We start from the raw sequence: 23,206 nt of genomic DNA on the forward strand, positions 1-23,206 counted from the left end.
CTGATGTTTTGAGTTTTCTAAAAAAGTGTGATGCATATCCAAATGGTGATTTCAACAAAGATGATAGACCAACTTAGGAAAGCCAAGCCGAACATCCAGGCATAGGTGCTACCGTTGAAGTATGCACCCTCCTCGATATTGCGGATTCGTTTAAGCTCTTTCTGCTGGTGAGTGAACAGGTCGTTTATCCGCTTCTCATGCTCGTCAAGGGCTTGCTTGAAAGCAGAAATGGCGGTGTTGTTCCGCTTATCCAACTGGGCAACTCCTTCATCGTTGATGCCGACTTTGAGGTTGCTCTGCTCTGCCTTGACTATGGCATGGCATATACTATCCACGATGTTGTCCGTGCTCCTGTGGGCAGCCATAAGTGCCACTTTCGTTGATTCCAACCTCCGATAGGCATTGCCCAGTTCCTCCTTTGCCTCATAGAGTGCTTTCTTGGCTGATTCAATCTCTTTCAGGGTCACTTTGATTTCTTCCTTGCCACTCTCGATGTTCTCGTCCTCCTGCATCTGATTGTACAGGTTAAGCACATCCTGTGTGGCATCTTTCTTGTTTCTTCCCATACCGTTCTTGTTTGAAAAGTTATCGTTTCATGCCTCTCTTTATCGGCTTGCAGAGTGTGTTTGCTTGCATTGCGCAACGTCTTGCCCATTCACGGTCATCATCGTCCTTATCACGTCCCCAGCCACTGCCAGGACTGCCACCGCCACCACATGACTCAGACATCGATGTGGCAGCATCAAGGTAGTTCATGAAGAGCAGCATGGCTACATTCAGAATGTCAGTGTGGCTTGCGGATCCATTCTCGGGAACTTCGATACAACTGTTCATCGTGTCGTAAGCAGTTCTCGGCATGACTATGCTGAAACGCTCACCATCGACTTCAATAATCTTTCTCAATCCGGCAGGAAGGTCAGGTTTGGCAACATTGCTTGTACGAGACAGACCACCTTGCGATGCCGTATTTCTGCTGTCCAATGTGGTAGCGTTTGAAACAGAAGGAGAAGGTCTTTGACCAACTGCAACAGGTGTTGGCTGAGGGTGCAGCTTGCGGAAGGTATTCCCGATTTTCGATGCGGTGAGATTCCTTCCTACACCCAGTTCGGAAGCCTTGATGGTAGTTTTTCCGAACTTGAAGCGGTAGCCATGCACCCTGCCTTGACCATTCTTGTCACGGATAAGCTCGATGTCATATCCCTTTGCCCTCAATCGGTCGGCATATTCATCCCAATCAAAGAACGGCATTGAACGCAGCACATCCATACAGGCTTTGGTCACCTCTGCAATGCGTTCCTGACGAATATCCATGGCATCCTTCCAACCATGACGCTGATTGATGGCTTTCGCAGCCATCACGGCACGCTCACCGATGAACTTCACATCATTGAGATTACCGTCCATGTCGATGCGGTTCACCACCAGATGCAGGTGGGGAATGCCACTCTTGGAGTCACGGTGAAGGGCGGCAAAATATTGTGAGTTGGCTATGTTGGTCGGCTTGACCGAAGTTGCAGCCTTGCCTTTCTTCTTGCCGATGTGGTTCACCTTGGAGATACCATCCATCTCACGAATGAACTCGTCAAGGAATCTTCTCCAGTCCTCCATAGTCCAGTTACGTGCCTCCTCCTCAGATGGGGAAAGCTCAAAGCGGATGGACGTCAGTTCGATGGGCTTCTTGGCATACCTCTGCTTGAACATGGACTGATGCAGCACCATCTCGTCCCACATGCCCATCGGCGGCAGACCCTCGCTGAGATGGTTGGTCTTGACGATGTCCGCGCGATTGTTTTTGGTTGCGTAATTGGTCATTGCCTGACCATGCTGAATTGCTGACGCTTTTGCTATCATAACATATCCAAGAATTTGTCTCTAATGCGGCTCAATTCCTCTATCAGGGTGTTGATGCCTTGAAGCCAACGTTCCATGAAGTCGGCTCTCTTGAAGAGTTTTAGTCTCTCGGTCTGTGGCAGGGCATGAAGCGCATTGCGCACATAAACCAGTTCAGACCTTGCCCCGATTAAGCCCTTCAAGGCTTCCTCCTGCTCTGCGGTCATGGGTAGGGATGGCTTGTGTCCGATGCCTAAGTCATGAAGATATGTGCTCTTGCTCCTGCCTGACAGTCGGGCATTATGTACTACCAAGTCGTAGTGTTCTTCTGTGAAACGAACGTCAATGTGTCTGGTCTTCGGAGGTCTCTTCCTTGAGGTTTTCTCCGTGTTGTTATTCTTGTCTTTTGTCATTGTAGATGGGGTTTATAAAGTTTATACTTGATATAACAGGACAGCCAATGTGAGCCTGCGAACATTCAAGAATGCCAGTAGGAAGCGGTGGGCGAAGCGAAACCGTCTGACACTGGTACTTCTTGTTTAGACCTCCGAAAAAAAACTACGGCTAATAGAGGTAGCGGCTTCTGGATAGCTTGCCTGTCGGGAACGTCAATAGTCGAAATAAGGGAAAAGTAGAGATGACATCATGAGTGACTTGGGGTGATATGCGCGCCATGTCTCTCCGTGTGATCCTCGCATCGTCCTTCATGGGGCGGTGGCTGCAAGAGGTTGCCCTCGTCATCATAGACAGGAGACGGCAGCAACTCAATGGGTGATGCCCCTTCTCCTTGATTGCAGTCATCTTCTGACGGCTGTCCAACCTCATACTCAAAATGGTCATCACCTTCCTTTTCCCTTTGTTTGAAGTCTTGTGGTATCGGAGAAGGATCTGAAAGTCCATCCCCGATAACATGAGAATTAACGAAAGGGGAAGAGGTATTATAAGAGGCAGGAACATGGGGCTGCAGAATGTCAGTAGTGGCAGGATTGACGCTGCTGTCTTTCTGCTGACCTATGCCATTGGAAAGATTGCCTTCCGAAGAGCAAGCGGTATCGGATGGGACATTGGACACCGATTCCTCTTGGGTGGCGGAAGTCACGGATTGACGGTTGTAGAAGGGGTTCTTGATGGCTTCCTTGATGCCGTCAACGTACCAGAAGGCGATGCATAGTATCGTATGTATGGAGGTGCGGTTGTTCCTCTCGGTTGAGAGGATGCCCACCTGATTGAACAGTTCCACCACCTTTGCCGCTGTCTTGCGGTCACACTTCCAAAGGGCAGACAGCTCAACGGTAGAGATGGCAAACTGCCCGATGGAGAGAGAAGCGGAGAAGCCTGTCTTCAGATAAACACTTGGCTTGGTGGATGCCATTGATACAAAAGTGCCGAAGGCGGTCATGCGGTGGAAGCCCTGCCTGTCATCCTTCAAGAAATCGAGCTGTTCCTTGGTCAGCAGGATTCCGTATTTTATGCTTTGGTTACTCATCTTGAAAAACTGATTATTAGTGAAACGGATTACTCAGCAAAGAAAGAATGAATAGTTTCTCTTTCCCCTTTCGTAAAAAGTAGATTACATGATTCTCTTATCCGTCATGCCATTCTTCCCCATCAGGATTTTTCTCGCCCTTGACCCTCTTCATGGAGGCAGGCTTGTTCTTCTTGCTTTTCTGCAACATTGCCAGATGAGCCTCGAAGTCTGCCTGTTCCTCCTGGGTCGATTCGTAAGGCTTGTCCCATGAGCCACCTGCCTCAATCCATTTTATCAGCTGGTCTTTGAAGAAGTAGAGCGTGTTCCCTCTCTTGTAGAAAGGAATGCGCCTTTCAGATGTGTAAGCATAAAGCGATGAGACTTTCTTTCGGACGAAGGCACTTGCCTCTCTGATGTCCATAAGAACATGGTCATTCTCGCTCGGAGCATTGCCTATTCTCTGACCAATGTCATCAAGACGAGTCATCATCGTATTGACCTTTGTCAGAAGTTCGCCAACTGCACTGGGCAGTTGGTCGAACGATAATGATTTGTTTTCTTCCATTTGTTATCCTGATTATGTTTTTCACTTATGTCTGGTCACTCTCTTCCTTTGTTGGTATTTTGAGCGAGATACGTTCTGCCGCATCACGTTTGAGTTCGTCCACCACATCGGCATACACCTGAGTAGTGGCAAGATTGCTATGGGTAAGCAGCTTGCTCACGGTGTAGATGTCCGTTCCCTCTGCCAACTGCAAGGTGGCAAAGGTATGACGGAAGCAGTGGAAGGTGATGTGTTTCTCGATGCCGGAAGCCTTTATCCACGGTTTGAGATACAATGCCACTGTACTGTTCGTGAGATTCTTGAACACCTGTCCAGTGCTTCGCTCGCCACAGAGCTGCAAAGCCTCTTCGCTGATAGGCAGGATTGCAGCGGTGGAAGTCTTCTTTGTGATAATGTCCATTCCCCAGCCGCCATCAGCCAACTTGACGATATTCTCCCACTGGAGTCTGATGCAGTCAGAAAGGCGAAGACCTGTAAGGCAGGAGAAGAGACCTGCACGGCGAAGGACATCACTCTTGCAAGGAGTCTGAGACAACTGCAACAACTCTTCCTTGGTGAGGAACTGCCGCTTGTTGCCATGAGCCTTGGCACGCACAAGTTTCTTGGCGATATTCTCTTTGAGCAGTCCGTCCTCGTATGCGATGGCAAGGATGCACTTCAACTTGGTAAGGTTGTTGTTGGCTGTTGTTCCCATCATGCGCTTGCCGTTGTGCATACAGGCATCCGACAACAGGTAGTCGAGGAATCCCTGGCAGTACGGAACGGTAAGGTCGCAGAAGCGGCACTCGCCATGCGTGTAATTGTGGAAGTGCATGTAGGCGGTTGCCCAGTTCTGGCTGCTGCCACGCTCAATCATGAGGTTCTTGAAATATTCCAAGAAGCTCTCCTTGCCCTTGTTGCGGTCGAGGAAGCCATACTCCTCATTGATGATGGACTCAGTCCTGCGGCACTTGATGATTTCCGCTTTCTGAATCATACTTTTGTTGTACTCCTGCTGAAAGCGTTCAACAGGGTTGGTGTAGATGTAAAGACCAAGGTACTCCCTGCGTGAGAGCTTGCCTGTCTTCGGGTTGCGGATTGGAGGATAGAAATCCAGATAGAGGGAAGTCTGTCCGTTCTTGATAGGTCGTTTCCGCACGGTGACCTTTGTACAAATGTTCGTCATATTGTTATTCTTTTATTATTCTTACCGATGTGTATCTGTGGATGCGAATAGCCATGGTCGCAACGCTTTAACTCTCAAATCCGATGCAAAGTTAGATTGCCGTGAAAAGAGAAAAGCAAAGATGGCTTCAAATACAGCCAGAATTTAACCTGAATTTGCTTTTGAGTATGATTTTACGCTCAAAATCAGACTAAAAGCAGGTATTGGATGCGTTTTTTGTCTTATATCCGTTACTCTGCGTTGTGGGTTTGTTTCGACCGACATGGATGGGTGCTGCATAGCAATTGCAACGGCATGGGTCGTATATGAGTTTGTTTGAACCATCTCTTGACTTGTGTCTCACTTCCGTTTTGCCTTGGTCGTAGTACTGCTTTTCTCTGCCTTCTTGCGTGCAGCCTCCCAGTCTGCTTTCAGATAGTAGTTGGCTCTTCCGCCTTTGAACTTTCGGATTCTCACTCCATGGGTCTCCGCAAATCTGCGTACCTGTGTCTTGCCTAATCCGTAGAGTTTCATGATGTCGAAGCAGGTGTACCAGTCATCGGAAATGTTCTTACCCTGTTCTTCATTATAAAGCCCGATAACCCTTTCCACGTCTTCTTTCTTGAAGCAGGTCGTTCCCCATGCGTGAACTGACTGGAGTTGGTAACGATTGCGGACTTCATAGAATCTTCCATACTTGATATTAAAGGTGCTCAACACCTCTGCCATTGTGTAATGGGTGTCGTGGGTTACTCCATCAGGTGCTCTTTCACCAGCCCTGGGAGTCTTGCGACACTTTGCCAACTTGTTGACTGAGCCAGTCTCGGCATCTTTTAGCCTCTGTGCTTTCTTGGACGTTGCTCCTTCTAACGATAGGGAAGAAGGGAGAACCACCTGATAACCTTGTCCCTTGGCTATTTCAAGAAGGTCTTGCAAATAGATCCTGGTCATGCGTGTACCGAAATTTACGGCTCTTAGCCTGCCTTGACGAATAAGACTGCGTACTGTCTTGACGCTGATGCTTACTGCCTGCGCTGTTTCCTCTACGGACATCAGCACGATTGGAATGCGAGTTGTAGTATTCATTTTTACCGTTATTTTTGAATTTTGCAGTGACTCATGGGGGATGGTCCTTGACGGAAACTTTTAAGAGGAAACAAGGGGAAATAAGAGGAAATAAGAACCCTCATTAAGAACCGTGTGTCCCTCTGCCCATGGTACAACCGTGGTACAAAATTACTATAAACGGATGAAACTCGCAATAGGCGGTTGGAGCGTTATGTTAATGAATATGTATTGAAAATGAGCTATTTATGACGTTTCTCTAAGTTTTGTTTGGAGTTCTTTTCGATGCGTTTTAGTCCATATGACATGCATGTGTACGTTCACAAGTATGACGGCTTCTGTACCGTTCCAGAACATGTGAACCATCGCACGGTGATAGATGGTTTCCTCAATCTATACGAGCCGATAGGTCACAAGCCAATGCAAGGGGACTTTCCGAACATCAAGAAGTTGCTAAGTCACATCTTTGGTGAGCAATACGAGCTTGGCATGGACTACCTGCAACTACTCTATCTCAAACCTGTGCAAAAGTTGCCCATTCTGTTGCTTGTATCAGAGGAAAGAAACACTGGCAAGACCACATTCTTGAACTTTCTGAAAGCGTTGTTTCAAGACAACGTAACATTCAACACCAACGAGGACTTCCGCAGTCAGTTCAACTCCGATTGGGCTGGCAAGCTGCTCATTGTCGTGGACGAGGTGTTGCTCAGCCGCAGGGAGGATTCCGAGCGGTTGAAGAACCTCAGCACCACACTCTCGTATAAGGTGGAAGCCAAGGGCAAGGACAGAAATGAAATTTCTTTCTTTGCCAAGTTCGTGCTATGTTCCAACAACGAGTCCTTGCCTGTCATCATTGACGAGGGAGAGACCCGATATTGGGTGAGGAAGATTTCATCATTGCAAGCGGATGATACCAACTTCTTGGAGAAACTAAAGGCTGAGATACCTGCTTTTCTGTTCCAGCTGCAAGGCAGAACGCTATCCACAGAGCACAAGAGCCGAATGTGGTTCGCCCCCGAACAGATAGCGACCGATGCTCTGAGGAGAATCATACGCTGCAACCGCAACCGACTTGAGGTGGAAATGTCGGAGCTGTTCCTTGAGGTCATGGAGAACACCCAAACCGACAGTTTGCAATTCTGCCTCAATGATGCAATCGCCTTGTTGCAATGCAACCACGTGAAAGCGGAGAAGCACCTTGTGCGAAAGATAGTGCAGGACTGTTGGAAGCTGCAACCTTCAGAGAACGCCCTCACCTACACCTCATACGAGTACAACTACAACAGCAGCGGTCACTACTCGCCAACAAAACGTGTGGGCAGGTTCTACACTGTAACGAGGGACAAGCTAAATAGCATATAATTTTGTTGAATTGTTGAATATGACGAAAGAAGTGTTGGATATCAAGTATTTAAGGCTCAACATTTTCTCAACAAATCTCTCAACAAAAGAAAGAGACTGTTGAAAAGAGAAAACATGACCGCTAATGCCTGTCTTTCTCTTTTGCCCAGTGATTTTGTTGAAAAGAACCATTTGTTGAGAGTTTGTTGAGAAGATAAGCCTTTGGTTATCATACCAATACATACTATTTTCAACAATTCATCAGAAATACATACACCACTTAATCCACAGTAAGACATGAATATTCAAGAAGCAAAGCAAATCAAGATTGCAGATTATCTGCTAAGTTTGGGACACCACCCTGTCAAACAGCAGGGTGCAAACCTTTGGTACAAGTCACCGCTGAGAAACGAGAGCGAGCCATCTTTCAAGGTGAACACCACGATGAACAGTTGGTTCGATTTCGGAATGGGCAAGGGCGGCAACATCATCACCCTTGCGTCATACCTTTACGCATCAGACAACTTGCCATATCTCTTGGACAAGATGGAGAAGCAAGCGCCCCATGTACGCCCGACCGACTTTTCTTTCCCTCAGCAAGCTTCCGAGCCGAGTTTTGAGAGATTGGAGGTTAGGGAGCTCAACCACCCTGCACTCCTGCGCTATCTGAGCGAGCGGAATATTGACCTGTGCATAGCCCGAAAGGAATGTGTGGAACTCCACTTCTCGCATAATGGCAAGAACTACTTCGCCATCGGCTTCAAGAACAAGTCGGGCGGTTACGAGGTTCGTAACCGATTCTTCAAGGGTTGCATGTCCCCCAAGGACATCACACATATCCGACAGCAAGGCGAGCCAAGATACTCTTGCTATGTTTTCGAGGGCATGATGGACTATCTTTCCTTTCTCTCGTTACGCATGGAGAAGTTTCCGTCTTGTCCGTCATTGGAAGCGCAGGACTACGTGATACTCAACTCCACAAGCAATGTGGACAAGGCTGTTGACGCACTCCACGGCTACGAGCGCATCAGTTGTCTGCTCGACAACGACGAGGCAGGGCGGAAGGCAACGCTTGCCATCGAGAACGCCCTCAGCTACCGTGTGAGGGATGCATCCCACTTGTACAGCGAGTACAACGACTTGAACGACTATCTGTGCGGAGTGAAATCCAAACAGTCGGTACACCAAGTACAGCCTGTTAAGCGGACTGCTCCACCTCGGAAGAAAGGCGCAGCCTTAGGTATGTAGGCGGTTCCTGCTCCAATGGCTATTCTGAACGGAAAAGCCATAGCTCAATAGGGCGTTTTCTTGACGCAGTGGCACGCCACCGCTAAAAACACCCATTTGAGCAAAGGGGCATCCCCTTTTGAAACCCCGTGAGCCATGCGCAGGGCGCAATGCGGCAAGCGGATTTGTACAACTCAAAAACAAGTTTATTATGGGACATTTCAGTTTGGATTTCAAGAAGGCAAAGGGCAGCTCTGACGCAAGGGAGTCAGACCACATAGAGCGCAAGGTGATACCCGACAACGCTGACCCTACGAGAACTCACCTCAACCGTGAGCTTGTCAAGATGCCGAGCGGTGTGTATGGTCGTGACGAAGCCATCGCCCACCGCATCAAGACGGCAGGCATCAAGCGCAAGATAACCAATGACCAGGTGAGGGTGATTAGAACCGTGCTGTCTGGAACGCACGAGGACATGATGAACATCGCAGCCAATGATCAGCTTGACGATTGGTGCAACGACAGCTTGAAGTGGTTGCAGGACACGTTCGGCAAGGAGAATGTCGTGTCGGTGGTTCTCCACATGGACGAGCACACGCCACATCTCCACGCCTCCATCGTTCCGATAGTGACTGGCGAACGGAGAAAGGCGAAGAACAAGACAACGGAAGAGGGCAAGCGGACATACCGCAAGAAAGCCAATGTCGTGAGGTTGTGTGCCGATGATGTGCTCAACCGTGACAAGATGGTTGGCTATCACGACAGCTATGCTGAAGCCATGGGCAAGTATGGCTTGATGAGAGGTATCCGTGGATCGGATGCGAGGCATACCACCACGGCACAGTATTACCGCAACATCAAGCGAGAGACGGAGAGACTTCAAAACTGCATGAAACTATTGCAATCCGATGTAGAGGAAGCAGAACAACTTCTACAACAAACCAAGAGTGAAATCAGCACGGAGAAGCTACAGGCTGCTAAGATGGAAGCCAAGACCGCCCTTGTTTCAAAGATTGGTTCTCTTTTGGGCAGTGGAAAATTGAAGGAGGTGGAACAACACAACCGAAAGTTGTGTGAGCTTGTAACAGACCGAGAGCAATACATAGACGAACTCCATGAGAAGGTGCAGCGAATGGAGGACAGCCACAGTAAACAGCTTGGCGAGATGCGGCAGAAGCACCAATCGGAGGTTGCGAATTTAGAGAGCAAGCACACAGAAGAGGTTTCTTTACTCAACGACATCATCCGCAAAGCCAAGCCTTGGTTCCCTATGTTGGATGCACGCTTGCAAATGGAAGACCTGTGCAGGAAGATTGGCTTCTCCATCGAGCAAATCGGAGTGCTTCTGACCGGAAAGGCACTCAACTTTAGCGGTTCACTCTATTCCGAGGAACACAGAAGAAAGTTCAAAGTGGAGAATGCAGAAATCAAGGTGTTCGCTGATTCTACCAAGCCTAACCAATTGTTTTTATATGTCAATAGACAGCCTATTGTTGAATGGTTCAAAGAGCAATGGAATAACCTAAAGTTACATTTGTTTTCAATGGAGAAAAGTCTAAGATTATAAAAATCTATGAGGGTACGCTTAGCGCCCTCATGGATTATCAAGTTTTACGATATAACTTTCCTTTAAAATTTCTCTTTATTACCGATGCTTAATACATACCAGCATGAAGTGGTGAAGAAATTTCTGATATACTTCACTCTCCAGACCCAATGAGGCAAGAGCCGTGGGGTAAGATGGAACTTCTGCTTGTAATGAGGATTGATGAACCAAAGTTTTTGGTCAGTTACCGAAAAGCCACATTGGTGTATGAGTCTTTCAAACAACTCTATACTTGTTCGGCAATCTTTTATGCTCATAAGTTCATTTATTGTTCCTTTCTCTTCATTGCATGCTTTTAGCAACAACTTGTATAAAGGGTTTGACAACAAGTGAATGAATGGAAGATGGGAGCAAAGTTTGCTTCTGCAAATCTGTTGATGTCCCCCAAAAGGCATCTGCCATGCTGGAAATCCGACAAACAGCACACCTTTTGTTTTCAGAAATTTTCTTAGGTGTACAAGAAAAAGTTCTTTTGTCGGAACGTGTTCTATCACATCATGCAATAGTATTACATCATATTTATCCTCTTCATTACATGGAACAGGATATTGCATGAAATCACAGCATACAAATGTTGCATGATTACAGATCTCAGAAAAGTATGCCTTAGCATCTTTGATTCTGCATTCCGCAACATCTATGCCTGTCACCTTGCAGCCCAACTGTGCAAAGGGAACTAAGTTTCCTCCTTCGCCACAGCCAACCTCCAAGATTCTACTCTTTGATGTCAGTTCCGTGAAATCTGACAAGTAACTGATGTAAAACTCCTTAGATGTTATCTCCAAGTCACGGAAATACATCTTCCTGTCTGTATGTCTTTTTTGCATGTATCTTATTTTTTGAACTTTCTGTAAATATAGATACAGAAAGTTCATAAAGACTGCACGCAAAATGAGACTTTTTTACCAAGAGAACCTAATGCCGAAAGGCACAGTCAAGGTAAATGGACGTTCTGTCCAAGCATTCTTGACAGCACTTCCATTCGGAATATACCAATTCAGCGTAGGCTCAACAAATAAAGTCAGCTTTGGTGCAAATTGATATTGTATTCCAATGTTTGTGTTAACAGTCCACTGCATTGAAGATGTTGTCTTCCAATCCGTTGTATAGCCAGACTTTCCTCCTACTATATAATCTGCATAAGTCTTTCCATATAATGGTATCTGAATGCTTGCTCCTGCTGAACCATAAGCTGACAGCCTCTTGTACCTCATGAATTGGTATGAGAGCTTGACAGGAATACCGATGTAATGTAACTTTTGTTCCTTGTCAACACGGTAATCGCCTGTACCTAAGGTGAAGTATGATTTCAAGTAAGAGTATTGGAGTCCTGTTTCCAAACTCCAATGCTTTCCAATATTCTTGTTCACAGCCAATCCTAATGTTATAGGTTTGTCATGATGTTCTGCCTCTTCAATTTTACCCTTGTTGTTATCGGCAATATCCATCATGGCAACATTTTCAGCCGTATGGTCTGTTGGAGTTAAGCGATGTAGATATTCCGCATACTCTTCCCATGTCGTAAAGCTCTTTTCTGATGGTTGTTCACTCGTTATATCATCACCGCTGCCTGCTATAATCTTATAGACGTTTTGTGCAAGAGTAGTACCCAAAGAACCTGCTGCAAGCAATTGCCATTTACTTTTCTTGTGCGTCCTTGTATCACCTGCAATCCATTTTTCCTCATTTGGAATAGGTGTATAGACAGAATCTTTTATGATGATACTATCTCGCTTGTTATCTGCCAAAAAATGTTGGCTCTCCTGCAAAGAATCGGATATTTCGACAATAACATTTTGACCAGCCTTAATAGAATCACTAACAGTTATTACAGTGTTCTTTCCATGTTGAACACTTAGATAATTAGAGCATAAAACAGCATTTTGCGCACTACTAACAGAAACATTAGGTTTCTTTTGCATAGGCGTAATGCCTTTACTTGGCTTTCGGGTTCTAACTATATTCACATCATTTTTAGAAACGAGTTTCTTCTTTGCTGTAAAATATCTATATACAGGAATGACTATCAACGCCAATGCGATGAGAAGCATAGCCCTTGGAAACAATGTATTTCGCAACATTGCCTTTGCCCTTGCCAATTGTGAGGAAGAACTATGTGGGGCAATATCAAGCAATTCTCCGATTTCTCGATGTGATAAGCCATCCAATACGGACATATTGAATATTTTCTTATACCCTTCTGGCAAATTGTCTATTGCCGACATGATTTCCTCATACTGAATTGATTGCTGGGAAGCACTGTCATTTTCCAACACGATACTAAAATCTTCCTCTATTTCAGACAAGGAAATGAAATTGTACTTCTTACCTTTCTCCTGATATTTCAAGACAAGGTTAGTGGTGATACTTGTAAGCCATTGACTAAACCTATGAGTATTTTTCAAGTCTTTCAACGAAACAAACGCAAGTACAAAAGCATCTTGGACAAGGTCATCAACGACAGCCTTGTCCTCTCTAAGAATATTGATGCATATCCCTTTCATCTTAGGATAATACATCTGGTATAATGTGCTGAAAGCGTCAGCGTCACCTAGTTTTGCTTTTTCTACTAATGTTGTTATATTCGAAGCCATGAGCGAATTGTTTCGTACTATCTATTTTGATATAGATACACCAATGGCTTGATGACTGCACGAAATTTGGTTAAAGAATGTAAATATGCCTTATTTTAAGGCATTGATTTTGGAACAGACACTCTGCACATGGTCGAGCCCATACAACATTGAGCGAGAATCTATTCCCATCCAAGAGAATAAAGTCTGAATTTTCTGGTATTCATTGACGATGTAACTTGTGTCAATTTCCGATGCATGAAGTCTGAAACAGATAGGTTCATGGTGTGCAATTCTGTTTCTCAAACTGTTCACCTTGTCAAGTTCATTGAATATGTATGTGTTGTTGTATTGAATCGCAGCTGACGAACGAGGTTTGTTAGGGAATGCCCTTAGCAGACATTGTCCTGTCACACGATATTGTAGTGAGGAATACATATATTTCCAAACACCAAATTCCATTTCTGCAATCAGTTTGGAATGAGAGTATATGCCTTGTCTATTCAATCGGTTGTATGCCTTTTCTATGATTTTCCTTGTCTCGTTCATGCGTCCATTGGAGAATATTCCATTGTCTTGAACAGAATCTTTCAGCCAATTCTCTCCCAAGGTCGGCACCAAAAGACTATCAATCGCATTACGCAATGCCACTTCAAAGCAGCTAACTATCGTAAACATCTCCTGCGACAAACGTAAGTTGTAGCGATACAAAGCCATAGCCTTGCGAGTGTCACCATTCGCAGCATCCTTATATCTCTGCATTCGTTTGGCAGACAAGATTCGCTCAAATTCTAAATATTCCATAAAAAATCGTCCATTTACTTGGTTGTAACAAGAAAAAACACTATCTTTGTAGCGTTGATTCCCGGTAGCCTCTGATTCGTCAAGCTATCGGGTCTTGTTTTTATATGATTCTTGCCTACAAAAATACATTTTTTTCTGTGATTACGATTATGCCACATTATATAATTACAGAAATTTAACTGTAAAAGTTGCAAAAATCCCTTGCGGTTTCGTGTTATTGTTGTAATTTTGCAGTTAATAAGAGTTGTTAGGTAAGCAAACGTATGCAGATTGCAGAAATTAGAACCGTTGCTAAATCATTACCTCCATTGAGGTGAAACACTCATAAATCGCTCATTTTAAGCTATTCAGCAGATTTTAGCGTAATTTTTGGGAAAAAAAGCGGAGCGTGATTTCACAACCACACTCCGCGCAAACTTAAACAACCAATAAAAGAAATAGATTGATCGTTCAATTGTTATATCTGATGAAGAGTAGCCCTTTTTAGAGCTTTTTTTATTTCGATTTGAAGATAATGACCTTAGCGGATGAACAGGAGCTCACGATACTTAGGCAAGGTCCAGAGCTCATCGGCTACTGCCAACTCCAACTTGTCAATCTGATAACGGATCTCCTCCATCTTTGGAGCTACCGTGTCATGATAAGCTATCGCCTTATCGTGCTCATTCTCAATCTTGTTGGCTACCTTGCGGGCATTAACCAACTCCTCAACACCGGTCTCGATAATCTGAGTGCGCTCGGCAATCTTCTTGATGATATTGATGTTGCGGGCTGTCAATTTCTTGCCTTCCTCGTCGCCGAAGATATCAATCATGTTCTCCACATTCTTAGCCAACTGACTCTGATAGTGAGTAGCCACTGGGATGATGTGGTTCATGCTCAAGTCGCCCATTACACGAGCCTCAATCTGAATCTTCTTGGTGTAGGTCTCCCATTTCACCTCGTTACGGGCTTCCAGCTCGTTCTTCTTCATGACACCCATATCCTCGAACATCTTGATAGATGCAGGGTCGAGATAACGCTCGAAAATCTTTGGACAGCTCTTCTCGCAGTCCAGACCACGCTTGGCAGCTTCCTCTACCCACTCATCTGAATAACCATTACCGTCGAAACGGATAGGCTTGCAGGTCTTCAAATCCTGACGAACGATATCGATGATGGCAGATGTCTTATCCTCACCCTTGGCAATCAACTCATCCACACGCTTCTTGAAGTCGGTCAAAGCCTCGGCTACGGCGGTGTTCAATACAATCATTGCTGATGCACAGTTAGCCTCAGAACCTACGGCACGGAACTCGAAACGGTTGCCGGTGAAGGCGAATGGTGATGTACGGTTACGGTCGGTGTTATCAATCATCAACTCTGGAATCTCAGGGATATCCAGCTTCATGCCCTGCTTGCCAGCCACGGTGAAGAGGTCCTTCTTGTCGGCTTTCTCAATGTGCTCGAGAAGGTCGGTCAACTGCTTGCCGAGGAATGAAGAGATGATTGCTGGAGGTGCCTCGTTGGCGCCCAGACGATGTGCATTGGTAGCACTCATGATAGAAGCCTTGAGCAAGCCATTGTGTTTATATACACCCATCAAAGTTTCTGTGATGAAGACTACGAAACGGAGGTTGTCCTCTGGTGTCTTGCCAGGACCATGGAGCAGAATGCCGGTATCTGTAGCCAGACTCCAGTTGTTGTGCTTACCTGAACCGTTGATGCCTGCGAATGGCTTCTCATGGAGAAGTACGCGGAAACCGTGATGGCGAGCCACCTTCTTCATCAAGCTCATCAGGAGCATGTTGTGGTCAACGGCAAGGTTGGTCTCCTCGAAGATAGGTGCCAACTCAAACTGGTTTGGTGCTACCTCGTTGTGGCGGGTCTTGCAAGGAATACCGAGCTCAAGAGCCTGGATTTCCAAATCCTTCATGAATGCCTGAACACGCTCAGGGATGGCGCCGAAGTAGTGGTCGTCCATCTGCTGGTTCTTTGCCGAATCATGACCCATCAGGGTGCGGCCTGTCAGCATCAGGTCAGGACGTGCAGCATACAAGCTCTCATCTACCAGGAAGTACTCCTGCTCCCAACCGAGATTGGAAATAACTTTCTTGACATCAGGGTTGAAGTAGTGGCAAACCTCTGTGGCTGCTACGTTTACAGCGTGCAATGAACGGAGCAACGGAGCTTTATAGTCGAGAGCCTCACCTGTATAAGAGATGAAGACAGTAGGGATACAGAGTGTATCGTCGATGATGAACACAGGAGATGTTGGATCCCATGCAGAGTAACCGCGAGCCTCGAAGGTAGAGCGGATACCGCCAGATGGGAATGAAGAAGCATCAGGCTCCTGCTGAACGAGCAACTTACCTGAAAATTCCTCGATCATACCACCCTTGCCGTCGTGCTCGATGAAGGCATCGTGCTTCTCGGCAGTACCTTCTGTCAATGGCTGGAACCAGTGGGTGTAGTGGGTTACGCCATTCTCGTCAGCCCACTGCTTGATGCCTTTGGCTACGGCGTTGGCGATGTTACGGTCGAGACGAGCTCCGTTGTCGATGACATCTACCAGTTTCTCATAGACATCTGCAGGGAGATACTTGTACATCTTCTGTCGGTTGAATACCTTCTTTCCGAAGAATTCACTTGGTCGCTCGCTAGGAGCGGTTACCTCAACAGGCTTTCTCTTGGAAGCCTCTGAAACAGCTTCAAATCTTAAGTTGCTCATACCTTATATATTTTAAAATTTTTGATATTCAATGTTTAATAATCTGTTGGAATGTTTATTTTCCCAGCCACTTGGCAATTCTCTCCATGGCTTCCTTGCAGTCTTCGTGTTCGCCGAAGGCGGTGAGACGGATGTAGCCTTCGCCTGATGGACCGAAGCCGACACCTGGGGTGCAGACTACGCTGGCACCATAAAGCATCTCTTCGAAGAATTTCCAGCTTGGTGTGTTGTTTGGCGTCTTCACCCAGAGATATGGGGCATTCTCGCCACCATAAACTTTCAAGCCGAGCTTCTGGAGTTCAGCTCTCATCAAGTGGGCATTCTCCATATAGTAATTGATGGTTGCCTTCACCTGCTCCTTGCCCTCAGGAGTGTAGATGGCTTCGGCAGCACGCTGGCTGATATAGCTGGTACCATTGAACTTGGTGCACTGGCGGCGGTCCCAGATAGGGTTCAGTGCCACTTCCTCGCCCGTCAAAGTCTTAGCCTTCAACTCCTTAGGAACAATGGTGTATCCGCAGCGTACACCGGTGAAACCGGCTGTCTTTGAATAACTGTGGAATTCTATCGCCACCTTTCTGGCTCCACGAATTTCGTAGATAGAATGAGGAATTTCCGGGTCGGTGATATATGCCTCGTAGGCTGCATCATAGAGGATGATACTCTCGTTTCTGATGGCATAGTTTACCCATTTTCTGAGTTCTTCTTTCGAGATGACCGTACCCGTAGGGTTGTTTGGATAACAGAGATAAATCATATCCACACGGTGGTCTGGAATCTGAGGGATGAAGTCGTCGCTCTCATCACATGGCATGTAGGTTACGTTGCTCCATTTGCCGTTCTCAAAGACTCCCGCTCTGCCAATCATCACGTTAGAGTCGATGTAAACCGGATAAATCGGGTCGGTGACACCGATGTTGTTATCCCATCTCAGAATCTCCTGAATATTTCCAGTGTCGCTCTTGGCTCCATCGTTTACGAACACCTCGTTGGCGTCGAGGTGGATGCCACGAGGCAGAAAGTCGTTTTTGATGATAGCTTCGCGAAGGAAGTCGTAGCCACGCTCCGGACCATAGCCTCTGAAGGAAGCCTGTTCTGCCATCTCATCCACTGCCTTGTGCATCGCCTTGATGACGGCAGGGCAGAGAGGCTGGGTTACGTCACCGATGCCCAGACTGATTACTCGCTGCTTAGGGTGGGCAATCTTGTAGGCTTTCACCTTCTTTGCGATGTCGGCAAACAGATAGTTGTTTGCCAGTTTCAGGAAATGTTCATTAACTAATGCCATATTTTTGTTCTCCTTTTATTGCGGTCTCTTCAGATATCTCTTTTTCTGATGTATCTTCATCAACCTTATTATTATTTAAGTTTGCTCTTATTTATTCTGGAATCTCAATTTCTCCTTCAAAGGCGAAGGCGGCAGGTCCCGTCATGTATACATGGTCGTCTGCCTCGCTGTATTCAATGTGGAGCGTTCCGCCATCCATTACGATACTGCTTTTTCTGCCAGCACGCTTGGTCAGGGCTGCGGCTACGGCAGTGGCACAGGCTCCTGTTCCACAGGCCATTGTAATTCCGCTTCCCCTTTCCCAAACTCGTGTTCTTATGATGTCAGAATCAGTAACCTGCGCGAATTCGATGTTGCAGCGCTGCGGAAAAGCCTGGTCTCTTTCCAGTATCTTGCCGTAATGGGCAATGTCGATGGAGTCGATGTCATCAACGAAGGTAACGAAATGTGGATTGCCCATGCAAACGTAAGTGCCTTCGAAGATTCTTCCGTCGGCTTCGAGTACAGAAGGACCGATAAACTGCTCTGGATTTTCCAATCTTGGTTTCAGCATATCCACTGTTACTGAATCCACAACTTTCTTGTTATCCTGAAGATGCAATTTCAAGATTTTGATGCCCGATAGCGTTTCCAGTCGGATGGTTTCCTTTCGAGTTAGTCCTTTTTCATAAAGGTACTTTCCGATGCATCGGCTAGCGTTGCCGCACATCATCGCTTCTGAACCATCGGCGTTGAAGATGCGCATCGAGTAGTCTGCTCTTCTGCCATCCTGCGGTTTTCCGATGAGAACCAGTCCATCGCTTCCAATGCCTGTGTGATAAGCACTCCAGGCTATGGCAGCCTTTTCTGGGTCGGGGATGTCGTACAGCTGGGTATCTACATAAATGTAGTCATTTCCAGCACCCTGCATTTTTGTGAAATGAACTGTTTCTTTCATTTTGCGTTGTCCTTAAAGTTTGAATACTCTTCTTCTATCTCTCACGCCTTGTCTCTATCTTGAGATTCGACATTCTTTCCAGTCTTGCCTCTTTCGAAACTTGACTTTTTGATAGTCTTTCGAATATTTCGATGACTATTTGCTTGATTTTGGTTGCAAAGGTACGACTATTTGTTGAGATGTGCAAGAAAAGATATGCAGAAAATGATGGTTGTTTTTTAGTATCTTACAATTTGTAATGCAGAAAAGTAGGATAGATTACAAATTGTAAGCAGAATATAGGATAGCCGGATAAATTTATAATATCAGTAGAAAAGTAGAAACGAAATGCTTTTAATATCTTTGAAATTCTGACAAAATGTATTAATTTTGCAGCCGAAAACGAACAATATGTAAAAGGATGACTTGATTTGCGTGACAATCAATGAAAGTCCGTTTTTCGTTGGAGACAATCAATAAAAGTATTAACACATTATTAATTATTAAAGGATTATGAAGAAGATTGAGGCAATTATCCGTAAGTCTAGATTCGAGGATGTCAAGAAGGCACTTTTAGCTGCCGACATCGAGTGGTTCTCTTATTATAATGTAAGGGGTGAGGGAAAGATGCGCCAGGCACGCATTTATCGTGGCGTGATGTACGATACGAGCAGTATAGAGCGTGTGCTCCTGAACATCGTGGTTCGCGACAAGAACGTGGAGCCAACCATCGCAGCCATCCAGGGAGCTGCCCAGACAGGCGAGGTAGGAGATGGCAGAATCTTCGTGATTCCGGTGCTGGATACCGTTAGAATCAGAACTGGCGAGCGAGGCGATATCGCATTGTATAACGCTGAGAAAGAGGAATAAAGATACTTTGAATTTTGAGGTTTGAACATTGAAGTTTTAACATTGAACTTTATGATTGGTATTGAAGTTTATATTTGAGAGACTATATTATAATATTGTATTCTAATTTAACTATAAGATATAAATATGAGCAGTTTATTATTAACTACGCTTGATACGGGTAACACAGCGTGGATGATCATGGCCACCATCTTGGTGCTCTTGATGTCAATCCCAGGTATAGCACTTTTTTATGGTGGTTTGGTTCGCCAGAAGAATATCCTGAGCATTCTGATGCAGACGGTATTCATTGTGGCAGTGGTCAGTTTGATATGGGTAGCCTTCGGATATTCCTGGGCATTCTCCACAGAATATGCGGATAGCGGCAATCCTCTGGCTTGCGTTATCGGAGGTTTCGACAAGTGTTTCCAATGCCGGTGTAGCTGCTTTGGTCATGGCACTCTGTGTAGGCAAGCGTGATGATTACCGTGCGGGTCATCCTATCACACCTCACAACATCACCTTCGTGTTCATGGGAATGTCGTTCCTCTGGTTGGGATGGTTCGGCTTCAATGCCGGTAGCGGATTGGCAGCTGATGGTCTGGCAGCCAATGCCTTCCTTGTAACCCATATCGCCACAGCTGCTGCAGCCACCACCTGGATGCTCATCGACTGGATTGTCAACAAGAAGCCAACCACGGTGGGTGCTTGTACCGGTGCCGTAGCCGGATTGGTAGCCATCACTCCAGCCGCAGGCAGTACCGATATATTGGGTGCTTTCTGCATCGGAATCATTTCCACCATCGTCTGCTTCTTCATGGTAGCAGTGGTGAAGGAGAAGTTTAAGTATGATGATGCCCTCGATGCCTTTGGTGTTCATGGCATGGGTGGTATCCTGGGATCTGTCCTCACCGGTGTTTTCGCCACAAGATATGTAACAGGAGCCGAAGGCGTGCAGGGTGCCCTTTATGGCGACTGGCATCAGCTTTGGATTCAGGTAGTAGCCACCGTGGTAAGCATCATCTACAGCATCGTAGTTACCTATATTATCTTCAAGGTAGTAGATAAGAGTGTAGGTGTACGTGTTGACAAGCGAGTAGAGGAGGAAGGTCTCGACATCTACGAGCATGGTGAGAGTGCTTATAGCAACTAAAAGACATTTATAAGGATTTGTATGTAGAATAGGCAAGAAAGTATCATATTTTCTTGCCCATATTTCTCCTTCTCTACTTACTTATTATGGATATAGCCACCTGCTATTATCGTTTATATTCTTTTGAAGAAGCCTTCGTATTCATCGTCCAAGATTTTCCAAATGCCATTTTTGCGACTACCTTCTCTTACAATTAGGTTTTGGTCGGAAAGTTGCTTGAGGTATCGTTGCACTTGTCGCAAAGAAATCCCCATGTTCTCTGACATTTGCGCAGCACTGATTTGGGGCATCTGCGAAATCAACTTATAAATTTGCCGTTGTGCTTTAACAAATTCTTTTGTAGCATTTGCTTTTTCTTTTACGACATCTTTTACGACATCTTTTACGACATCATCCGTCTCTTTTACGACATGAAGGTTGTCTTTTACGACATCCTCCCCATAATTGAGGTTCCATAGAGTAACATGAAATTCTGTTGCATTGGAACTAAACTCTGGTGCGTGATAATTTTCCAAGTTTTCAAAACGCTTATACTCACCAATTATCTTTTTCATGCCACTACCTCTACGCTCCATCAGTTTCAAGCGATGAAAGAAATCTGCCAATAAAGGATTGCGACGTTTCGATGGCACAGTCAGAGGATTAAGTTGTTGTATCAATCGTCCATCAAACATGCCACCAGGGGAATACACTTCCATGCGGTCGTCATACATATCTATGTGTATCTCACTGCCAAGTTCCATATAATCTCTATGAATGATGGCATTGCATATCACTTCGGTTACGGCACGCTCAGGATAATCTGGCAGTTCTTCTCGATACTCAGCTTCTTTCCACCATCTTCTGTGAGAGTTGTTTCTCACAAAAGCAACTGCATCTTGCAATTGACTGATGACACTACCTTCCAATTCGGCATCATCCAAAGCCTCCCCCAAACCACTCGTCATGTCAAGTCCATTCCAACGTGTGCAGAAGATACGAGAATGGCGTATAGGGGAATCATCTGCCAATAATGCACCGGCATTGGTTAGTTTCCCGTCAATGTCAACTATTCCCCATGAAACGAAATCACTATCATCAAACGATTGGTTCAATCGCTTAAAATGAACAGATTTGAGTTTGGAGAAAGACATATCCTCAAACTTGTATGGTGATGGGATAGCATCAAACGAACGACCAGCACCTCTCATAACAAGGTTCTTCAATTGAAGTCTGTCAGCTACCACTGACTCGTTACCGACTCTCACAAATGCCAATCGTTGTTTGTCACCTATATAATAATATGGTGTCTCTTGTCCTTTATAGACATGAAGCAGCACAAGCTTCTTGCCGTCCACCTCCTTAAATTCGAGGTTGACGGCAGGTATAGGGTCAAGTTTGGTCTTTATCTCCTCACTTATTCTCTCTGCATCACTTTCTGCATCAGCAAGTCCTACCACTTGGTCGTCGTCACTGATACCAAACACCAATGTTCCGCCCTCACCATTGGCAAAGGCTGAAACACTTTTTAGCCAGCTCTTAGGTCTCTTGACTTCGAGTTGTTGCTTCTTATCGTAGGTGGTTGTTTCGCCTATTAACTCATTTATGTTCATTTTAAATTCTTTTCTTGTTATTATTACGATAAATCCTCATGTGCCATTTTAGACCTTATTCTTGTCTTTTGTTCTTTCATGAGTACACCACAAAAACTCAACCAATGTTATTGAACTGCCCACAGCTAATTTGGCATGACGTTCTTCTAACCCTTTATATGAAGCAGCACGTCCATGTCCGCTTCCATATGAATTTCTCAAAGTAGCCATTCCTTCAGCTATTGCGCTTAGATTTTATATCCATTCTTAGGAAGGTTATGTTGCGGAAATTTTATTTCTTTATCACCTTCAGAACCTGGTCGGCAAGGCTTCTCATTCCCTTGATAGTTGGGTGACCGTTCTTCTTGTCTATGTCATGAAGGGCGATGACCGGAACCTGATAGGTCTTGCAGATCTTTTTTACTGACTCGTTGATTTCATCCTTCAGCTCAGAATTTAGAATGAAGTAGATATCTACATTCGGATGGCGCTGACGGAGATCGGAAAGCAACTTCGCCAGGGCAGGACGGAAACAGTAGAGATCGGCACGCTTCCAGTTGCTGTACTGGTAATTGCCGATAGGGGCATTTGCCCAACTGTCGTTCGTTCCGCCGCAAATCAAGATGATGTCCGGATTGCCCAGCAGGGTGGTGCGGTTGATGAATGAACGGTCGCTGTAATCCTCATCGCTGTAGCCGGTGTTGCAGATGGTGGAACCAGAATAGGAATTGATATTGCCCATCTTGTAACCACCTTCCTTGATAACCTGCCACCACCAGGTTTGTTCCACCTTGTTGACATCGGTTACTTTTTGAACTGCAGTGGTGTACCAGGTGGCATATCCCTTTGGAATGAAACCCTCGAATGTTGAATACGAGTCGCCGAGAACGGCAACGGTCTGCTTCACCTGTGCCAGAAGAGGCATCAGAGCGAACATAAAGAGGCAGACGATAACTGATAATCTTTTCATGACGTTTATTTGTTTATAGTTTGATTTTTTTATATGATCCTCTTTTTGGGATAGAGTCTGAAATCCGATTGCAAAGATACGATATTATTTATGGATATACAAATGTTTTGGGCAATAATTTTATAT

Annotated in this window: 20 protein-coding genes and 1 pseudogene; 5 read left to right on the forward strand and 16 right to left on the reverse strand. The window is 45.5% G+C overall.

Going from position 1 to position 23,206, the window contains the following annotated elements:
* Positions 1-17 precede the first annotated feature (17 nt).
* The 7 genes from KUA49_RS04025 to KUA49_RS04055 form a co-directional block, all read right to left on the reverse strand.
* Complete coding sequence (locus KUA49_RS04025; protein ID WP_048317548.1) at positions 18-566, reverse strand: hypothetical protein; 549 nt, start codon at positions 564-566, stop codon at positions 18-20.
* 19 nt (positions 567-585) lie between these two features.
* A complete protein-coding gene (locus KUA49_RS04030; protein ID WP_048317550.1) occupies positions 586-1,851 on the reverse strand; it encodes a relaxase/mobilization nuclease domain-containing protein in 1,266 nt (421 codons plus the stop codon).
* Positions 1,848-2,243, reverse strand: a complete 396-nt coding sequence (locus KUA49_RS04035; protein ID WP_048317552.1) for a plasmid mobilization protein — start codon at positions 2,241-2,243, stop codon at positions 1,848-1,850. Before KUA49_RS04035 ends, KUA49_RS04030 begins: the two co-directional genes overlap by 4 nt.
* Positions 2,244-2,473: 230 nt before the next feature.
* Positions 2,474-3,316, reverse strand: coding sequence for a hypothetical protein (locus KUA49_RS04040; protein ID WP_048317554.1), 843 nt, complete (start codon positions 3,314-3,316; stop codon positions 2,474-2,476).
* A gap of 97 nt (positions 3,317-3,413) precedes the next feature.
* Positions 3,414-3,863, reverse strand: coding sequence for a helix-turn-helix domain-containing protein (locus KUA49_RS04045; RefSeq protein ID WP_048317556.1), 450 nt, complete (start codon positions 3,861-3,863; stop codon positions 3,414-3,416).
* Positions 3,864-3,888: 25 nt separating this feature from the next.
* Positions 3,889-5,028: a site-specific integrase gene (locus tag KUA49_RS04050; protein ID WP_048317558.1), complete on the reverse strand. Its 1,140-nt coding sequence runs from the start codon at positions 5,026-5,028 to the stop codon at positions 3,889-3,891.
* A 339-nt stretch (positions 5,029-5,367) separates the two neighbouring features.
* A complete protein-coding gene (locus KUA49_RS04055; RefSeq protein WP_048317560.1) occupies positions 5,368-6,093 on the reverse strand; it encodes a helix-turn-helix domain-containing protein in 726 nt (241 codons plus the stop codon).
* 285 nt (positions 6,094-6,378) lie between these two features.
* Between KUA49_RS04055 and KUA49_RS04060 the strand changes: the two genes are divergently transcribed.
* The 3 genes from KUA49_RS04060 to mobV all read left to right on the forward strand — a co-directional run bounded on the left by KUA49_RS04060 (position 6,379) and on the right by mobV (position 10,207).
* Complete coding sequence (locus KUA49_RS04060) at positions 6,379-7,434, forward strand: primase-helicase family protein (RefSeq protein ID WP_318331671.1); 1,056 nt, start codon at positions 6,379-6,381, stop codon at positions 7,432-7,434.
* Positions 7,435-7,710: 276 nt separating this feature from the next.
* Complete coding sequence (locus tag KUA49_RS04065) at positions 7,711-8,661, forward strand: toprim domain-containing protein (RefSeq protein ID WP_089544305.1); 951 nt, start codon at positions 7,711-7,713, stop codon at positions 8,659-8,661.
* 190 nt (positions 8,662-8,851) lie between these two features.
* A complete protein-coding gene (gene mobV / locus KUA49_RS04070) occupies positions 8,852-10,207 on the forward strand; it encodes a MobV family relaxase (protein ID WP_318331672.1) in 1,356 nt (451 codons plus the stop codon).
* 62 nt (positions 10,208-10,269) lie between these two features.
* Here the strand turns inward: mobV and KUA49_RS04075 are convergent, their stop codons facing one another.
* The 6 genes from KUA49_RS04075 to dapF all read right to left on the reverse strand — a co-directional run bounded on the left by KUA49_RS04075 (position 10,270) and on the right by dapF (position 18,558).
* The gene (locus tag KUA49_RS04075; RefSeq protein WP_218413273.1) at positions 10,270-11,073 is read right to left on the reverse strand and encodes a class I SAM-dependent methyltransferase; all 804 of its coding nucleotides are present in this window, start codon (positions 11,071-11,073) and stop codon (positions 10,270-10,272) included.
* 75 nt (positions 11,074-11,148) lie between these two features.
* The gene (locus KUA49_RS04080) at positions 11,149-12,840 is read right to left on the reverse strand and encodes a sigma-70 family RNA polymerase sigma factor (RefSeq protein WP_118435390.1); all 1,692 of its coding nucleotides are present in this window, start codon (positions 12,838-12,840) and stop codon (positions 11,149-11,151) included.
* A 90-nt stretch (positions 12,841-12,930) separates the two neighbouring features.
* The gene (locus tag KUA49_RS04085) at positions 12,931-13,623 is read right to left on the reverse strand and encodes an Abi family protein (RefSeq protein ID WP_153082174.1); all 693 of its coding nucleotides are present in this window, start codon (positions 13,621-13,623) and stop codon (positions 12,931-12,933) included.
* A 520-nt stretch (positions 13,624-14,143) separates the two neighbouring features.
* Entirely contained in the window at positions 14,144-16,333 is a 2,190-nt protein-coding gene (locus tag KUA49_RS04090; RefSeq protein ID WP_118116350.1) for a glutamine synthetase III, read from the reverse strand.
* Between the two features lie 55 nt (positions 16,334-16,388).
* A complete protein-coding gene (locus KUA49_RS04095) occupies positions 16,389-17,621 on the reverse strand; it encodes an LL-diaminopimelate aminotransferase (RefSeq protein ID WP_218413272.1) in 1,233 nt (410 codons plus the stop codon).
* A gap of 91 nt (positions 17,622-17,712) precedes the next feature.
* Positions 17,713-18,558, reverse strand: a complete 846-nt coding sequence (dapF, locus tag KUA49_RS04100; protein WP_218413271.1) for a diaminopimelate epimerase — start codon at positions 18,556-18,558, stop codon at positions 17,713-17,715.
* 492 nt (positions 18,559-19,050) lie between these two features.
* Between dapF and KUA49_RS04105 the strand changes: the two genes are divergently transcribed.
* Positions 19,051-19,407, forward strand: a complete 357-nt coding sequence (locus tag KUA49_RS04105; protein ID WP_006849503.1) for a P-II family nitrogen regulator — start codon at positions 19,051-19,053, stop codon at positions 19,405-19,407.
* A 126-nt stretch (positions 19,408-19,533) separates the two neighbouring features.
* Positions 19,534-20,539 (forward strand): annotated as a pseudogene (locus KUA49_RS04110) (ammonium transporter).
* Between the two features lie 113 nt (positions 20,540-20,652).
* On the opposite strand, the gene KUA49_RS04115 reads toward KUA49_RS04110, so the two are convergent.
* Genes KUA49_RS04115 through KUA49_RS04125 form a run of 3 tightly spaced genes read right to left on the reverse strand, consistent with a single transcriptional unit; the run spans position 20,653 to position 23,080 of the window.
* The gene (locus KUA49_RS04115; protein ID WP_218413270.1) at positions 20,653-22,131 is read right to left on the reverse strand and encodes an ATP-binding protein; all 1,479 of its coding nucleotides are present in this window, start codon (positions 22,129-22,131) and stop codon (positions 20,653-20,655) included.
* 48 nt (positions 22,132-22,179) lie between these two features.
* Positions 22,180-22,353: an abortive infection family protein gene (locus KUA49_RS04120; RefSeq protein ID WP_254949409.1), complete on the reverse strand. Its 174-nt coding sequence runs from the start codon at positions 22,351-22,353 to the stop codon at positions 22,180-22,182.
* 49 nt (positions 22,354-22,402) lie between these two features.
* Positions 22,403-23,080 carry an SGNH/GDSL hydrolase family protein gene (locus tag KUA49_RS04125; RefSeq protein WP_200756126.1) on the reverse strand — a complete coding sequence of 226 codons (678 nt, stop codon included), beginning with the start codon at positions 23,078-23,080 and terminating at the stop codon, positions 22,403-22,405.
* Positions 23,081-23,206: the final 126 nt, after the last annotated feature.

The organism is Segatella copri, from assembly GCF_019249655.2.
Taxonomy (GTDB): Bacteria; Bacteroidota; Bacteroidia; order Bacteroidales; family Bacteroidaceae; genus Prevotella.

Coding starts and splice junctions, on each gene's coding strand:
- KUA49_RS04075 (WP_218413273.1), bottom strand. CDS start 11,073: ATGCAAAAAAGACATACAGACAGGAAGATGTATTTCCGTGACTTGGAG.
- KUA49_RS04080 (WP_118435390.1), bottom strand. CDS start 12,840: ATGGCTTCGAATATAACAACATTAGTAGAAAAAGCAAAACTAGGTGAC.
- KUA49_RS04115 (WP_218413270.1), bottom strand. CDS start 22,131: ATGAACATAAATGAGTTAATAGGCGAAACAACCACCTACGATAAGAAG.
- KUA49_RS04095 (WP_218413272.1), bottom strand. CDS start 17,621: ATGGCATTAGTTAATGAACATTTCCTGAAACTGGCAAACAACTATCTG.
- KUA49_RS04035 (WP_048317552.1), bottom strand. CDS start 2,243: ATGACAAAAGACAAGAATAACAACACGGAGAAAACCTCAAGGAAGAGA.
- KUA49_RS04045 (WP_048317556.1), bottom strand. CDS start 3,863: ATGGAAGAAAACAAATCATTATCGTTCGACCAACTGCCCAGTGCAGTT.
- KUA49_RS04090 (WP_118116350.1), bottom strand. CDS start 16,333: ATGAGCAACTTAAGATTTGAAGCTGTTTCAGAGGCTTCCAAGAGAAAG.
- KUA49_RS04040 (WP_048317554.1), bottom strand. CDS start 3,316: ATGAGTAACCAAAGCATAAAATACGGAATCCTGCTGACCAAGGAACAG.
- mobV (WP_318331672.1), top strand. CDS start 8,852: ATGGGACATTTCAGTTTGGATTTCAAGAAGGCAAAGGGCAGCTCTGAC.
- KUA49_RS04050 (WP_048317558.1), bottom strand. CDS start 5,028: ATGACGAACATTTGTACAAAGGTCACCGTGCGGAAACGACCTATCAAG.
- KUA49_RS04105 (WP_006849503.1), top strand. CDS start 19,051: ATGAAGAAGATTGAGGCAATTATCCGTAAGTCTAGATTCGAGGATGTC.
- KUA49_RS04030 (WP_048317550.1), bottom strand. CDS start 1,851: ATGATAGCAAAAGCGTCAGCAATTCAGCATGGTCAGGCAATGACCAAT.
- KUA49_RS04065 (WP_089544305.1), top strand. CDS start 7,711: ATGAATATTCAAGAAGCAAAGCAAATCAAGATTGCAGATTATCTGCTA.
- dapF (WP_218413271.1), bottom strand. CDS start 18,558: ATGAAAGAAACAGTTCATTTCACAAAAATGCAGGGTGCTGGAAATGAC.
- KUA49_RS04125 (WP_200756126.1), bottom strand. CDS start 23,080: ATGAAAAGATTATCAGTTATCGTCTGCCTCTTTATGTTCGCTCTGATG.
- KUA49_RS04060 (WP_318331671.1), top strand. CDS start 6,379: ATGCATGTGTACGTTCACAAGTATGACGGCTTCTGTACCGTTCCAGAA.
- KUA49_RS04055 (WP_048317560.1), bottom strand. CDS start 6,093: ATGAATACTACAACTCGCATTCCAATCGTGCTGATGTCCGTAGAGGAA.
- KUA49_RS04085 (WP_153082174.1), bottom strand. CDS start 13,623: ATGGAATATTTAGAATTTGAGCGAATCTTGTCTGCCAAACGAATGCAG.
- KUA49_RS04025 (WP_048317548.1), bottom strand. CDS start 566: ATGGGAAGAAACAAGAAAGATGCCACACAGGATGTGCTTAACCTGTAC.